The organism is Dolichospermum sp. UHCC 0315A (assembly GCF_008121535.1).
Lineage (GTDB): Bacteria > Cyanobacteriota > Cyanobacteriia > Cyanobacteriales > Nostocaceae > Dolichospermum > Dolichospermum lemmermannii.
Genome location: NZ_CP043056.1, coordinates 4,767,364 through 4,781,280 on the forward strand (window position 1 = coordinate 4,767,364; position 13,917 = coordinate 4,781,280).

The following is a 13,917-nucleotide window of genomic DNA, read 5'->3' on the forward strand; positions in this document are numbered from 1 at the left end:
TGATCCTATAATGAGAGAAGATAATTTCAGTGTGCAGCTAACCTAATGCGTCCAAAATCTATCATTGAACTAACGGAGAACCTAAAATATCTGTACATAAAAACAGCCAAAAAACTCAAGGGAAGCGATCGAAGACAATTCATGGCAGAAGTAGTTAGAGAACTCCACAGAATGATTGATCCTATAATGAGAGAAGATAATTTCAGTGTGCAGCTAACCTAATGCGTCCAAAATCTATCATTGAACTAACAGAGAACCTAAAATATCTGTACATAAAAACAGCCAAAAAACTCAAGGGAAGCGATCGAAGACAATTCATGGCAGAAGTAGTTAAAGGATTGGGAATAGGTGGACAGACTTTAGTAGAACGAGAGTTAGGATGGAATAGACGTACCATCAGGAAAGGGATGCAGGAATTGGAGAGTGGTCAGCCGATATGGCAGTCAAGGTGGGAGAATTTGACCGTGGTGGTACAACTCGGATGCCAACAGTCTCATTAGACTACGACTTCCCCACTGAGACAACTCTAATTCCCTATGGTATTTTTATCCCTGAGTACAATGAGTTATTTTTATTTTTCGTTACTTCCAAATTAACTGCTGATTGTATTGTTGACTTACTCGAAAGCTGGTGGCAAACTGTCCAACACCGTTTTACTCACATTCAAAAACTGGTAATTAATCAAGATAATGGACCGGAAAACCATTCTCGTCGGAGTCAGTTTATGAAGCGGATTGTCGATTTTTCCAGATCATCTCAACTGAATTTACAACTCGCCTATTATCCGCCTGATCACAGCAAGTACAACCCAATAGAACGCTGCTTTGGTTGGTTAGAACAACATTGGAATGGTAGTTTACTTGATACTGTTGAAACCGTACTGAATTTTGCTCAAACTCTCACATTTAAGGGTAAAAATCCTGTTGTCAATTTGGTAGACAAGCTTTACTCCTTACTGAGTTAAACTCACAACTTTAGCGATGGCAGAACTTGAAACACAGATTCACCGCCTCCCTAATCTCAAAAAATGGTTTGTGGAAATTTTTACTAAACCAGTATAGTTATTGGATCATCTTTTTTGTGGAGGCCTCTTAGCATCTTTGTTTGATGGTGTTTATGGTAGTGAATTAGATGGTAATAGAAGTGTGAAAGGTGATTTAATTTCTTACATTATAGAGAGGGAAAGTCTTTCAGCTTCTACTGTTGTTATGGTAGGCGATAGCGAAGCGCTGCTGCAAGCAGATCGCTTATATGATATCGTTGGAGCTAAGAAAAATAATATTGCTGCAATTGGTGTGACTTATGGCTATGGAAGTAGGGAGGAATTGGAAACTCACAAAGCTGATTTAATTGCTGATTGTCCAGATGAGATTGCCACATTATTGCAAACGCCCAGACTGATTATAGCCGAATTAATGCCTGATGCTTTGCTGCCTTTAATTTGTTATCTTAATAGTCGAAAAGGTCAATGTAGTGGCATCTCTTTTATTGACAGCATGGGTATTCCTATTTGTCATAATAAAAGAGCAAAAAGAAATAAAGTTTTCCGTGGCTTATCGGGCTGGGGCAAGAGTTCTGTGGATTGGTACTTTGGATTTAAACTTCATTTAATTATTAATGAACAAGGCGAATTATTAGCTTTTCAAGTTACTCCCGGAAATGTTGATGACCGGAAACCAGTTCCTACTTTGGCACAAAATTTATGGGGAAGACTTTTTGGAGATAAAGGATATATTTCTAAAAGTTTATTTCAGAAACTATTGGAAAATGATGTGAAATTAATTACTCCTTTTAAGAAGAATATGAAGAACAAATTAGTTGAATTGTGGGAAAAATTTATGTTAAGAAAAAGAGCTTTAATCGAAACTGTCAACGACCAACTATGGCTACGCCACGCAGGCTATCAAAATATTTCCCAAGTTGTTCATTCTCGTCATCGCAGTATTTCTAATTTTATGGTTAATATTATTGCGGTTCGGCTTCGCTCACCGACCACTGGTTTAATTGCTTATACTTGGCAAGATAAAAAACCTTCTTTAAAATTAGATAAACATGAAGTAACTTCTCTACCAGCTTTATTAATTTAATTATTTTCATGCAATTAAATTATGAGTCCAAAATATTCAATTTTGGATTGTTTTCTCTTGTTTATTTATTGTCAACAATCATTGCTAATTGAGAAAAGCCTGATATAATTAGTTCTCAGGATGATTATTTATATCGAACTCAGGTTGTATCGCACCTATCCTCCCCTGGCTGCATTTGTGGGGATTTGGGCAGTTTTGTTCATCAGTATTTCTTTCTGGTTAGCAACTCGATGTCGAATTTATGCCCGCAAAGCCGCCGCAGCTAGAAGTGAAACCACTGGCATTATTGTAGATTCGGTGACAAGTCTCACCAGTAGCAGACTTTTTGCTCGTTTGGGTTTTGAACGCCGCTATTTGAACGACCAATTAAAGAGTGAACTCAAAGAGGTAAGAAAGTCTAACTGGTATTCTGAACGAATCCGCTGGTTTCAGTTTATCTCAGCAGCCGTTCTGAAAATCGGTACTCTATATTACTCACTTTCTCTTTGGAGTCAAGGAAAAATTGCTACGGCTGACTTTGTTGTTGCTACCAGTTTGTCACTGTTAATCATTAGTGAAGCCCGCAATTTAAGCAAACGGTTTCTGGAATTGTTTGAACATATTGGTAATATCGCCAATGGTGTGAATACTATCATTCAACCCCATGAAATTATTGATCGGGATAATGCTATAGATCATGCGATCACTAAAGGTAGCATTGAGTTTCGACAGGTGCATTTTGGCTACTCATTAGAAAAGACCGTATTTAATAATCTTTCTGTCACTATTCAACCAGGTGAAAGAGTCGGATTGGTAGGTTTTTCTGGTTCTGGGAAATCTAGTTTTGTCAATCTGATTTTGCGTTTATTTGACCCCCAATCGGGACAAATATTAATTGATGGGGTAGATATCAAAGATATGTCTCAGGAAGCCTTACATTCGCAAATTAGTTTGATTCCTCAAGATCCCTCTCTGTTTCACCGCAGTTTGCTGGAAAATATTCTCTATGGACGTTTAGAAGCTTCAGAAGCAGAATTGATAGAAGCATCACGAAAAGCTTATGCTGACGATTTTATTACCCAGATAAAGGAGGGTTATGATTCTCTGGTGGGGGAACGTGGTGTTAAACTTTCTGGGGGACAAAGACAACGAATTGCGATTCCTACGGAGCGCTTCGCTATCGCTCGCGTTATCCTCAAAAATGCACCTATCTTAATCTTAGATGAAGCAACTTCTAGCCTTGATTCCATTACCGAAAAAGCGATTCAAGATACTCTAGACACAGCAATGAATGGAAAAACTGTCATTGTAGTAGCTCATCGTTTATCTACTATCGCTCATTTAGACCGGATTTTGGTGTTTGATCAAGGTCGCATCATTGAAGATGGTACACACTCTAAACTATTGGCTAAGGGTGGAGCTTATCACAGATTATGGCAAATGCAAGCCGGTGGATTTTTGCCAGTAGCAGCTATAGCAAGTGACAGTTGACAGAGCTGAATAAGTTGTCTGTGAAGGCAGGGAACTCTTAACTGGGAACAGTTTTAGCTATATGGATATCCTCAATTTTCCAAATCCGATAAGGAAAAATGCACCTATTTTGGCTGATGGTGTCCCAAAATAGGTGCATTTTTTTTGAGATAAAAATCTGTAAAACCTTTATTAATAAACGGTTTTAGCTTTATTCAGCAAGCCCTACATATACATTTTCGGTATCGGCTCAATAAATAGGGGTAACAGAGGAAAATAAGTGCAACGAGGTACACACAGTGTCATAGAATAGGAGAGATGACGCAAAAAATTATTGAAAGTGACAAATTAATATCAAATTTACTGCAAACCATCGAGCCAAAAGGGATTGCAGACGAATCAATGCGTCATCCAGTAGAGATATTACTAAATTTAATAGAGCAGTTACAATCAGAAGTCAAAGAATTAAGGGCAGAAAATCAGCGCCTACGGGATCATTCGTCAATTCTGCGCTAAGTGCAAAGTCATCGTCAACAATATGGGACAAAGATAGTCTACTTTACAGGGCGATAGTGAAGCGCTGCTGCAAGCAGTTCCGCCTATTCATTACCGAGAACTGCAATTTGATACTCTCGTCTTACCTGTCCACTATCTAAAGTTTGATTTTTAAGTAATATGACATATTTAGCTAAAATCCTGCGAAATTATGTGATGCTTAACTAAGATTATTGTTTTACATAACTTCACTTATTATGCCTAAATCTGACCCTGCCAAAATCAAAAAAAAAAGTATCATTCAGTCTTCCTTTTAGTATTGGTTCTGTGGAATGGGAAGCCGATCCAACAGAACGCAAAGCCGCCTGGTCACTTTCTGTTGAACTTGTTACCCGCATTGCAGTACAGCCTTTAGAAACTGACCAAGGACTTTTACGGGAAGCTTTGACATCTTTATACAACCTGTTTCCTGTAACCAGACAAGTTTTAAAGGAAGCAGGTCCTGATGTGGGAGCATCAATTGATTCAGTGGGAGGAATTGCGATCGCAGTCTTAAATAACGGTTTGCGTCCTTTCCTTGCTAAGTGGCATCCTCTCTTACAAACATGGGAAGCACAGCGTCCTCCTCATCTGAGTGCGAAAGAACATGAGCGCAATTGGTCTGAAGAAACAAAATTGCGGGCTGAGTTAGAATTACTGAGGAAAGACTTGGAAAAATATGCCAACGCATTAGCGGAAATTGCTGGAGTCAAGGAAAAACAAAAGGAAGTGAACAATGGCTGAATTTGATGTTTTTTTAGCTCACAATAGTATAGATAAGCCTGTAGTTAAAGTTATTTATGAAGCACTTGAAAAGCGTGGTATAACCTCGTGGTTAGATGGAGAAGAAATTCGTCCAGGAAGTTTATTTCAAGATGCAATACAAAAAGGAATTCCATTAAGTAAATCAGCCGCTATATTTATTGGAAAAAGTGGATTAGGAATGTGGCAAGGACTGGAATTAAAAGTAATTTTGTCAATGTGTTTAAAACAGAATATACCAGTAATTCCTGTGTTATTGCCAGGAGTGTCCGACTTGCCACAGGATATGCTTTTTTTGAAAGAATTCAATTATATAAATATTTATGACGGTGAGATAGTCAATAAAATTGTCAATAAACGTGTTTTAGATTTATTACAATGGGGCATAAAAGGCCAGAAACCAGAAGATTATTCAGCAGAACAGATAAAGATAAAGCCAGGAAAAATACCGAATAAGGAAAAGTTAGTAGACTTAGTAATTCAAGATATTTATGATAGAAAGGATAATCCCTACGCAGACGCTACAATATGGTTTGATGCTATTGAAAAAATTATTGATGATTTAGTTGATGATTTAGTTGATGCTATTGCAGAAAATAATGATAAAAACAAAAATAAAATATTGCCTCGATTGGGTAAAATTCCTATTTTTACTGCATATAGAAATTCTCAAGAATTACTGATAAATAAATACATTATGAATCAAATTAAAAATAAGCTAGAAAAAAAAGGAAAAAGTAAAAACGAAATTGTTAATATAATCCAACAACTATTGTTAAATTAATAAGACACTATGGAAAAACATAAATTTCTGAAAAACAACTATACAGCAGGAAATATTCTCAACTTATTGTTGCAATTATACTCGGAAAAAGATTTTCAATACTGGGATCTATCAGAAATAGATATTTGGGGTGTTGACTTCCGAGACGCTATCTTAACAGGAGTGGATTTTAATGACTCTGACCTGAAGAACTGTATTTTTACTCAACCTTTAGGATGTATTCACTCCATTGCTTTTAATGCTGATGGTAATTATTTTGCTACAGGCGATGCTCATGGATTAATTCGAGTACATAATACAGAAAACTTGGCTCTGTGTTTTTTTGAAAAGGGAGCAGGAAATCAGATTTGGTCAGTGGCTTTTAGTTCAGGGACAAATTCTCAACGATTTGCATTAGCAGCAGAAGATGGTAGCGTTAAGTTGTTCGAGATTGAAAACCTTGCTTCAGGCAAACTCAATTTTAAGGAAACCAACTCATGGCGTGAAACAGGACGTGTATTATCAGTAGCCTTTAGCCTTGATCCTGAAAGCAATATTCTGGCATTTGGAGGAGATGGAAATGCAATAACTTTCTACAAAATTAAAGAGAAAGATACAATACGTTTGCCCATCAGTAATGTGTATTGTATGACTTTTATTGATGACAGAACTCTTTATAGTTGTAGCCAAGAGGGAGATTTTATTGGTTGGGATTTAAGTACACGTAACCCTCAAATATTCTACCAAGAACGTAAGAGGCATGAAAAATTAATACGTTGTATTGCGTTTAATGCAACAAAACAAATTATAGCCACTGGATCTGAAGATGGAAAATTGAAAATTTTCGATACTAACAATAAACAAGACTTACAATTCCAGCTAGTCTATATTGAAAACGGATCTGAAAAAGACTATGAATATACAAAATATATTAGCGAAATACGTACACTAGCATTTAGTTGCGATGGGAGTATTCTTGCAATTGGATGTATTTGTAAGAATCAACCTAATAATAGTGAGCATAAAATTCTACTGTTTGATTTAACTGGAGACAAATGGAAACTGATTAGCACATTGGATAATTCTCTTTCAGAAAACCAAGACCAAAATGGTCATACACATTTGATCAGAAGCATTGCATTTAGTCCTAACACTGCTAAACCTCGATTTTTTATAAGCGGTGGTGATGGACGCATTGTCAAACTCTGGGATTGGGATCAAGACAAAAAAAAATGGAAATGTCAAGATAATTTGAGAGGATACGCTAATCGCCTCTGGTCAGTGGCATTTAGTAACAATGAAAATCAATCAATTTTTGCTTGTGGATGTGAAGATAATAATATTCATATTTGGAATTACAATGATCGCACACATATCCCTAGTTACACCCTTTCCAAACATAAGGATTGGGTTTGGTTAGTAGCTTTCAACCATGATGGAACACTTTTAGCTAGTGCTAGTGAAGATAAGACTATTGGTCTTTGGCAGTTTAAAGATAACAACTGGAATCTTATAAATCCTGAAGCAGAAAATACATCACAAATAAACCACCTACTAAACACAAAACATACTAAACGTGTTAGATCTGTTGCTTTTCATCCTACAGAAAATATTTTAGCTAGTGCAGGGAATGATAATATAGTTATTCTATGGGATCTAGGAAATCTGAATAATATAAAAGTATTATCCGAATTTATGAATCACACCGACCGAGTGTTATCCCTAGCTTTTAGTCCAGATGGTCGTTATTTAGCTAGTAGCAGTCGTGATAAAACTATTCGTATGATAAAAATTGTAGACAATAATCAGCAGTCTTCCGTTTTGGGAGAAAAGGAGAGTTGTCATCAAGATCAAGTTCATAGTATTGCTTTTATTACAAACACTCAAAGTTCATTGTCTTCAGAAAAACAAGAATCACAAAATAGATACCTTTTGGTTAGCGGTGGTTTTGATAGACAACTCATACTATGGGAGGTTAATTCTGATAATGAGAATACCCAGGTGAATAAACTATGCTATGTGAATGAAGGTCAAAGAATACTTTCTGTTGCGTGTAACCCCACAAAACCAATTGTTGCTAGTGCTGGACATAATCGCATTATTACACTATGGGAAATAAAAGGAAGTCAGCAAGAAGATAAGTATGAATTCAAATACATCAAGACCTTCAAAGGACATAAAAGTGCTGTAGAATCTATAGTATTTACTCCTGATGGACAAAGACTTATTAGTTGTGGACAAGATCAGACTATTAAGTTTTGGGATGTAGAGGGCAAAGTTAATACAAGTATTCACACCATAGAACTTGATAAACCGTACCAGGGTATGAATATTTCTGGAGTTAAAAATTTAGATGATGCCCAAATATATGCTTTAAAAGAATTAGGAGCTTCAATGGATGAAGAAATAAGCTGGTTGAATCAAAAAAAACGGAACTATTAAGTTTTATTCTCCCAAAAATCCAAAATGCCTTAAACCTTCTTCAATTCCTGCCGCAAACTCAGCTTTTGCTAAGTAACGATTTTCGTTTGGGTTTTCGTTGTGCCAATCTAGTAATTCTTGTTTAGCATTTGCAACAATAATACCTTTTTCTTTTCTATTGGCAAAGAGGGCAATATCATTACCAGAGTCCCCACACGCAACGGTTTTGGCTGGTTCTATTCCTAAATATTCGCGTACAAAGGTCATGGACATACCTTTGTTTGCTTTACGTGGTAGGATGTCTAGGTCTTTGTTATCACTATAAATAACTTGGATATCTAAACTTTGTTGGAGTAAGGCTTTTTCTAAGTCTGATACTATTTGTAGAGCAGTTTTTTCTTGGAGAAAATAGCTAACTTTAAAAGGTCTTTGCTCACTTTCCGGCTGTGGTTTTAATTGAGTAAAATTGGCAGCTGTTTTTACAACTAATTCTCTATCCCAATCTTCAGATAGATTCTCTGACCACTGATTATTAACAATCAATTTACCTTGATGATTATAAGAGTAAATTTCTGTACCTACGGCGCAAATGAGTATATTTGGCTGTAAAAGTGCTATTTGTTTGTGATTTTGTTGTTGTTCTAGTTGCTGATACAGATATAGCGATCGCCCAGTGGAGTAAACAATTTTTGTATTGTGTTGCTGACGATATAGTTCTAATTTGCGATTCAGTCCTTCCATTGCTTGATCATCACCCACGAGGGTGTGATCAAGATCGGTAATGAGAAGAAATTGAGTCACAGACAGTATGCTCCTTATATATAGTCGTTTTCAAACCAAATACACCTGACTGTACCACAACTTGAGGCCGAGTTGCAAAAAACTCAACTAAATATAAAGTTAATCTATAGTAGTGAAATTGACCTTGACATTTTACCCCATACCAGCGATAAAGGTCAAGCAATGCAGTTTTTACGACAGAAGTGGAAATTTGCAGCCGAGCAGACTGTTGTTTGTGGCGATTCGGGTAATGATATAGCTTTATTCGCTGTCGGTCAGGAACGGGGAATCATTGTCGGGAATGCTCGTCCAGAGTTACTCCAATGGTATCATCAGCATCCTGCGGACTACCGTTACCTCGCCCAAAACCGTTGTGCTGCTGGGATTATGGAAGGTTTAAAATATTTTGGTTTCCTAGAATGATTAGCTATCTTAAAGGTATCGTTGCTGGTGTCCAAGCCATTACTCCTAATCGCGTCATCTTGACCTTAGAAGTCAATGGCACAGGTTACGATTTACAAATTCCCCAGCGTTTGTCCAACCAGTTAACATCTACTGGGGATGTGATCCAAATCTTTACCCATTACCAGATTCGGGAAGAAGTACCCATGCTTTACGGTTTTTCTTCTCCTTCCGAACGGGATTTATTTCGCCATTTGCTCAGTGTTAGCGGTATTGGTGCGGCATTAGCGATCGCTCTCTTGGATACAATGGAATTACCAGAGTTAGTCCAAGCCATTGTCGCTGCTAACATCCAAATGCTCATTCAAGCCCCTGGAGTGGGCAAGAAGACCGCTGAACGCATCTGTTTAGAACTAAAGAGTAAACTCATCGAATGGCGCAAATCAGCGGGCTTCTTTGTGGCTACAGGGGGACCCGCACCAGGAATTTTAGAAGAAGTGCAAATGACTCTTTTCGCTTTGGGATATACTGCCCATGAAGTCAGTCACGCTTTGCACACAGTTAGCGAAAATATTGGTTTACCCAAAAATGCCTATGTGGAAGATTGGATTAGACAAGCGATCGCTTATCTTAGCAGTAGTGAAGTAGAGTGTTCCTAATTCATGATCAATAATAATCCCTATGCTTGGATAAATGAATCTCTCGCCACTATTCATCGGGCTGACTGGTATCGTTGCGTGCAAACTATTCACAGCCGACCCGGTGCAACTGTGGTCTTATCTGGGCAAGAGGTTATTAATTTTGCCAGTAATGATTACTTAGGATTAGCAGGAGATGAACGCTTACAAATAGCCGCCATTACTGCTATTCAACAATTCGGCACTGGTAGTACAGGTTCTAGATTACTCAGTGGACATCGAGAAATACATAAAGAATTAGAACAGGCAATAGCATCTACTAAACAAACCCAAGACGCATTAGTATTTAGTTCTGGTTATTTAGCTAATTTAGGGACAATTGCGGCCATAGTCGGCAAAAGAGACTTAATTTTATCTGATGAATATAATCATTCCAGCTTAAAAAAGGGAGCAATTCTCAGCGGTGCAACTGTCATGGAATATCCGCACGGTGGTACTGCAGTACTGCAAGAAAAGTTACGGGAACACAGGAAAAATTTTCGCCGCTGTTTGATCATCACTGATAGCGTCTTTAGCATGGATGGTGATTTATGTCCATTACCCCAACTGCTAGATTTAGCTGAAGAATTTAGGAGTATGCTACTACTTGATGAAGCTCATGCTACGGGAGTCATGGGAAAAACTGGCGCTGGCTGTGTAGAACATTTTGGGTGTACAGGGAGGGAATTAATTCAAATTGGCACATTAAGTAAAGCTTTGGGAAGTTTAGGCGGATATGTAGCCGGAAGTAGCTCCCTGATTGACTTTTTACGCAATCGTGCCCCCAGTTGGATTTATACCACCGCCCTTTCTCCCGCAGACACAGCAGCAGCTTTAGCCGCTATGAAGATAGTGCGAGAAGAACCGGAAAGGCGATCGCAACTTTGGCAAAATGTCAATTATTTAAAACAATTAATTACAGAGAATTTACCTAACTTAAAGTTATTCCCCACAGAATCGCCGATATTATGTTTTCAATTATCTAGTGCAGCAGCCGCATTAACAGCCGGACAGCATTTGCGAGAATCAGGAATTTTTGCCCCAGCCATTCGTCCCCCCACAGTTAGCACCAGTCGGATTAGAATATCTGTCATGGCTACCCATGAGTTAGGACATCTTGAGAAATTGGTAGAAGTGATCAAAAGTATAGAAGAATTAGACCATAAGGTTTAAAATTTAGGTAATAAATCAGCTTGTTTACAAATTGCATTGGCAGTAATGCGATCAATTGCACGATGTCTTTTGACGGGAATGGTTTTTACATCATTAGTATAAATAGAATGATTGCCACCTTCCCGCAATAAATAAAATCCATTTTCTTCCAAATACTTAATTAAATCTTTTCGTTTTACGGACATGATTATACTTCTACAGGAATTTGTTCAAGTAAAGAGTTTCCTGTGGGAATTTCTTTATTTTGCTGATGATAGGCAAGAATCATTTCTTTGAGTGCATCTTGTAACATAGCTCTACAGATTTCTAGTGTTTCTCCTTCGGTAATGATTTCTTGCCATTCAATCAGTTGTCCCATATATCCACTATTTATTTTGGTATATTTTGCGGTGTATGTAGTTAGCATAAGATATTAATCAAGAGTATTTTCTAAATTATAACTTTTTTTGAGCGATAGCGAAGCGCGACCTAGATATGATAAGCGCAAAGGAATATAAGAAACTAAGCTAGTTTCCCCTAAAGAATTCGATTTTTCAATAAATTGCCAGCGTTTTTTTAATGTCATTTAGTTGTTTTTGGTTGTAAATGTTGCTGTAACATATCAGTTAAAGTTTTCTCCGCTGCAAAAGCATCATAAGGCGACCAAACTTCATAAGTTTTAGCATTTTCAAGCAAATCTGGATTTTGTTCATTTCTAGCTAATTCTGTGGCTAAAAATTGAATAGCTTTGATTTTTTCTTGATGAGATAATTTTTGCAGTGATGGTAAAATTTCCGTTAATGTCATAGAAATATAGGGTAAAAGTTATTTACATTATACTGCGATCGCTCTCTTAATCTTTTACCTCAATGTTAATCCTTTAATCGGTGGATATCCTGATCCAGACAATTATTTCGCGCAATCTCTCTTAGAGATCCCGTAGGGTAGTCGCAAAGGAGCAAAGACGCAAAGAAGAAAAGAAGAAAAGAAGAAAAGAAGAAAAGAAGAAAAGAAGAAAAGAAGAAAAGAAGAAAAGAAAGAGATTTTCTTTTTAAACCAGTGTAGGGGTTTAGCAAAAAATCAAATCATGTAAATCCTTAAATCATAAAAATCATAGTTCAGACATTTTCGATTAAAAATATTTGGAAGGGTAAATAACTAAAGAGTCCCTGCACCCGAAACTACCAACCGAAAACCGTTGTCTTTGTTCCTGCGGTCTCCATTATTGTAGCTGCGACTAGCAGAACGGCAATAAGAAGGATTTAGATACCACTGACCACCACGCAGCATACGTTTATTGTCACTTTGACTAATCCAAGGAATATTGTTATTAGGCCAAGTAGGTGCGTTAATATAATTTTCGTGCCAGCCATCTTCACACCACTCCCATACATTTCCGTGCATATCATATAAACCAAAAGCATTAGGGGGAAACTTCCCTACGTCTGTGGTTTGTCCATACTTATTATTATGATTGACTAAATCGGTGGTAATAGTGTCACCAAAGTAGTAGAGAGTTGTAGTATTAGCTCTACAAGCATATTCCCATTCAGCTTCACTGGGCAAGCGATATATTTTACCTGTAGCCTTACTTAGTCTAGTACAAAATTCCTGTGCATCATGCCATGATACTCTTTCAACTGGAAGATTTCCGCCTTTGAGCTTTGAGGGTTGAGAGTTTAAATCTATATTCACTTTCGCTAAAGCTGCTACCCTTTCCCATTGTGCTTGGGTAACAGGGTATTTTCCCATGTAAAATGGTTGAATGGTAACTTGATGTTGCGGTTTCTCATTATCCTTTCCTTCTCTTTGCGGTGAACCCATGAGGAATTTTCCTCCAGGTATTGCTACCATTTCTAAAATTACTCCATTTCCTAAATTTTCATTTTGGTCAGGATAAACTGGTGGTTTTAGTGGTGGAGAAATAAATTGTAAAACTTGCTGAAAGGGATTAGGAAAAACAGGTGGTTGTGGGACGATAATATTAGCTGGAACTTCCTGTATTTGTAATGCTAAGAAAACCTCTGTTGCAGACTGAAACCGATTAACTGGAATGTCTTGCAACATCTTATCTAAAACTATTTCTAACTCCTGACTCACAGAAACATATTGTTTCCATATCCACTGCATTCTCATAGAATCAAATATTAAATCATCACCATCATCTTTTTGAAAATATCCCGTTAATAAACGAATACAAGTTACAGCTAAACTATAAAGATCACTATTCGGAAAAACCTTCCCGCGCATTTGTTCCGGTGGTGCATATCCCAGCGTTCCCGTAATTGTCCCCACTCTACTCAAAACACTTCCCCCAACTTCCTTAGAAACTCCAAAATCAATTAGGAATAAAGCACCAGTTTGAGAACTTCTAATAATATTTTCTGGTTTAATATCTCTATGAATGACTTTATTATCATGGACAAATTGTAAAATAGGTAATAATTCAATTAATATCTGTTTAACTTCCGATTCGCTGAATTTTCCTTTTTGTTGTAATTCATCTAAGAGATTTTTACCTTCGATAAATTCCTGAATTAAATATAATCTTCCTTCTTGGGGAAAGAATGCGAGTAAATCTGGAATATGTGAATGTTTCCCTAAATCTCGCAGTCGAAAAGCTTCTTGTTTAAATAACTCCGTCGCTTTTTCTAAAGCCGCACTTCCCGACTGTTGGGGTAAAAATTGCTTAATCACACAGGGAGTATCTAATCTTTGTTCGTCTACTGCTAAAAACGTTCTCCCAAAGCCACCTTCACCAATAACCCGCACACCGCGATACCGTTCTTGCAATACCAGTTTACTCCCACAACGTTGACAGAATATCGTCTTAGGTGGATTTTGCTGTAGACAGTCGGGGTTAAGACACTGACTCATAGATACAGGTGAG

Annotated in this window: 14 protein-coding genes and 3 pseudogenes; 11 read left to right on the forward strand and 6 right to left on the reverse strand. The window is 37.3% G+C overall.

Features of this window, described 5'->3' with window-relative positions:
* Positions 1-45 precede the first annotated feature (45 nt).
* From BMF77_RS26990 to BMF77_RS22700, 8 genes and pseudogenes are all read left to right on the forward strand, one after another.
* Positions 46-222, forward strand: a complete 177-nt coding sequence (locus BMF77_RS26990) for a hypothetical protein (protein ID WP_168204371.1) — start codon at positions 46-48, stop codon at positions 220-222.
* A 17-nt stretch (positions 223-239) separates the two neighbouring features.
* Positions 240-1,061 (forward strand): annotated as a pseudogene (locus tag BMF77_RS22670) (hypothetical protein).
* A 3-nt stretch (positions 1,062-1,064) separates the two neighbouring features.
* A complete protein-coding gene (locus BMF77_RS27450; protein WP_210422247.1) occupies positions 1,065-2,087 on the forward strand; it encodes an IS982 family transposase in 1,023 nt (340 codons plus the stop codon).
* Between the two features lie 141 nt (positions 2,088-2,228).
* Positions 2,229-3,557 (forward strand): annotated as a pseudogene (locus BMF77_RS22680) (ABC transporter ATP-binding protein); the annotation flags it as partial.
* Between the two features lie 297 nt (positions 3,558-3,854).
* The gene (locus tag BMF77_RS22685; protein ID WP_148766026.1) at positions 3,855-4,052 is read left to right on the forward strand and encodes a hypothetical protein; all 198 of its coding nucleotides are present in this window, start codon (positions 3,855-3,857) and stop codon (positions 4,050-4,052) included.
* A gap of 306 nt (positions 4,053-4,358) precedes the next feature.
* Positions 4,359-4,814 carry a hypothetical protein gene (locus BMF77_RS22690; RefSeq protein ID WP_233467002.1) on the forward strand — a complete coding sequence of 152 codons (456 nt, stop codon included), beginning with the start codon at positions 4,359-4,361 and terminating at the stop codon, positions 4,812-4,814.
* Positions 4,807-5,616: a toll/interleukin-1 receptor domain-containing protein gene (locus BMF77_RS22695; protein WP_148766030.1), complete on the forward strand. Its 810-nt coding sequence runs from the start codon at positions 4,807-4,809 to the stop codon at positions 5,614-5,616. The genes BMF77_RS22690 and BMF77_RS22695 overlap by 8 nt, the downstream gene beginning before the upstream one ends.
* Positions 5,617-5,625: 9 nt before the next feature.
* Positions 5,626-8,037 (forward strand): pentapeptide repeat-containing protein, encoded by a 2,412-nt coding sequence (locus BMF77_RS22700; protein WP_148766032.1) that lies wholly within the window; start codon positions 5,626-5,628, stop codon positions 8,035-8,037.
* Positions 8,038-8,040: 3 nt separating this feature from the next.
* On the opposite strand, the gene BMF77_RS22705 is transcribed toward BMF77_RS22700, so the two are convergent.
* Entirely contained in the window at positions 8,041-8,817 is a 777-nt protein-coding gene (locus BMF77_RS22705) for a sucrose-phosphate phosphatase (RefSeq protein ID WP_148766034.1), read from the reverse strand.
* 51 nt (positions 8,818-8,868) lie between these two features.
* On the opposite strand from BMF77_RS22705, the pseudogene BMF77_RS22710 reads away from it, so the two are divergent.
* From BMF77_RS22710 to bioF, 3 genes and pseudogenes are all read left to right on the forward strand, one after another.
* Positions 8,869-9,219: pseudogene (locus BMF77_RS22710) on the forward strand (HAD-IIB family hydrolase); the annotation flags it as partial.
* Positions 9,216-9,857, forward strand: coding sequence for a Holliday junction branch migration protein RuvA (gene ruvA, locus BMF77_RS22715; RefSeq protein WP_148766036.1), 642 nt, complete (start codon positions 9,216-9,218; stop codon positions 9,855-9,857). The pseudogene BMF77_RS22710 and the gene ruvA, both read left to right, overlap by 4 nt.
* 6 nt (positions 9,858-9,863) lie before the next feature.
* Positions 9,864-11,048 carry an 8-amino-7-oxononanoate synthase gene (gene bioF, locus BMF77_RS22720; RefSeq protein WP_148767186.1) on the forward strand — a complete coding sequence of 395 codons (1,185 nt, stop codon included), beginning with the start codon at positions 9,864-9,866 and terminating at the stop codon, positions 11,046-11,048.
* Here the strand turns inward: bioF and BMF77_RS22725 are convergent.
* From BMF77_RS22725 to BMF77_RS22745, 5 genes are all read right to left on the reverse strand, one after another.
* Entirely contained in the window at positions 11,045-11,233 is a 189-nt protein-coding gene (locus BMF77_RS22725) for a type II toxin-antitoxin system HicA family toxin (protein ID WP_148766038.1), read from the reverse strand. The two genes, bioF and BMF77_RS22725, sit on opposite strands and share 4 nt — an antisense overlap.
* Positions 11,234-11,235: 2 nt before the next feature.
* Positions 11,236-11,454 carry a type II toxin-antitoxin system HicB family antitoxin gene (locus BMF77_RS22730; RefSeq protein WP_148766041.1) on the reverse strand — a complete coding sequence of 73 codons (219 nt, stop codon included), beginning with the start codon at positions 11,452-11,454 and terminating at the stop codon, positions 11,236-11,238.
* A 6-nt stretch (positions 11,455-11,460) separates the two neighbouring features.
* Positions 11,461-11,613 carry a hypothetical protein gene (locus tag BMF77_RS27455; protein WP_210422248.1) on the reverse strand — a complete coding sequence of 51 codons (153 nt, stop codon included), beginning with the start codon at positions 11,611-11,613 and terminating at the stop codon, positions 11,461-11,463.
* Positions 11,610-11,834 carry a hypothetical protein gene (locus BMF77_RS22735; protein WP_148766043.1) on the reverse strand — a complete coding sequence of 75 codons (225 nt, stop codon included), beginning with the start codon at positions 11,832-11,834 and terminating at the stop codon, positions 11,610-11,612. The genes BMF77_RS27455 and BMF77_RS22735 overlap by 4 nt, the downstream gene beginning before the upstream one ends.
* Before the next feature lie 351 nt (positions 11,835-12,185).
* Positions 12,186-13,904 (reverse strand): bifunctional serine/threonine-protein kinase/formylglycine-generating enzyme family protein, encoded by a 1,719-nt coding sequence (locus BMF77_RS22745; RefSeq protein ID WP_148766047.1) that lies wholly within the window; start codon positions 13,902-13,904, stop codon positions 12,186-12,188.
* Positions 13,905-13,917 lie beyond the last annotated feature (13 nt).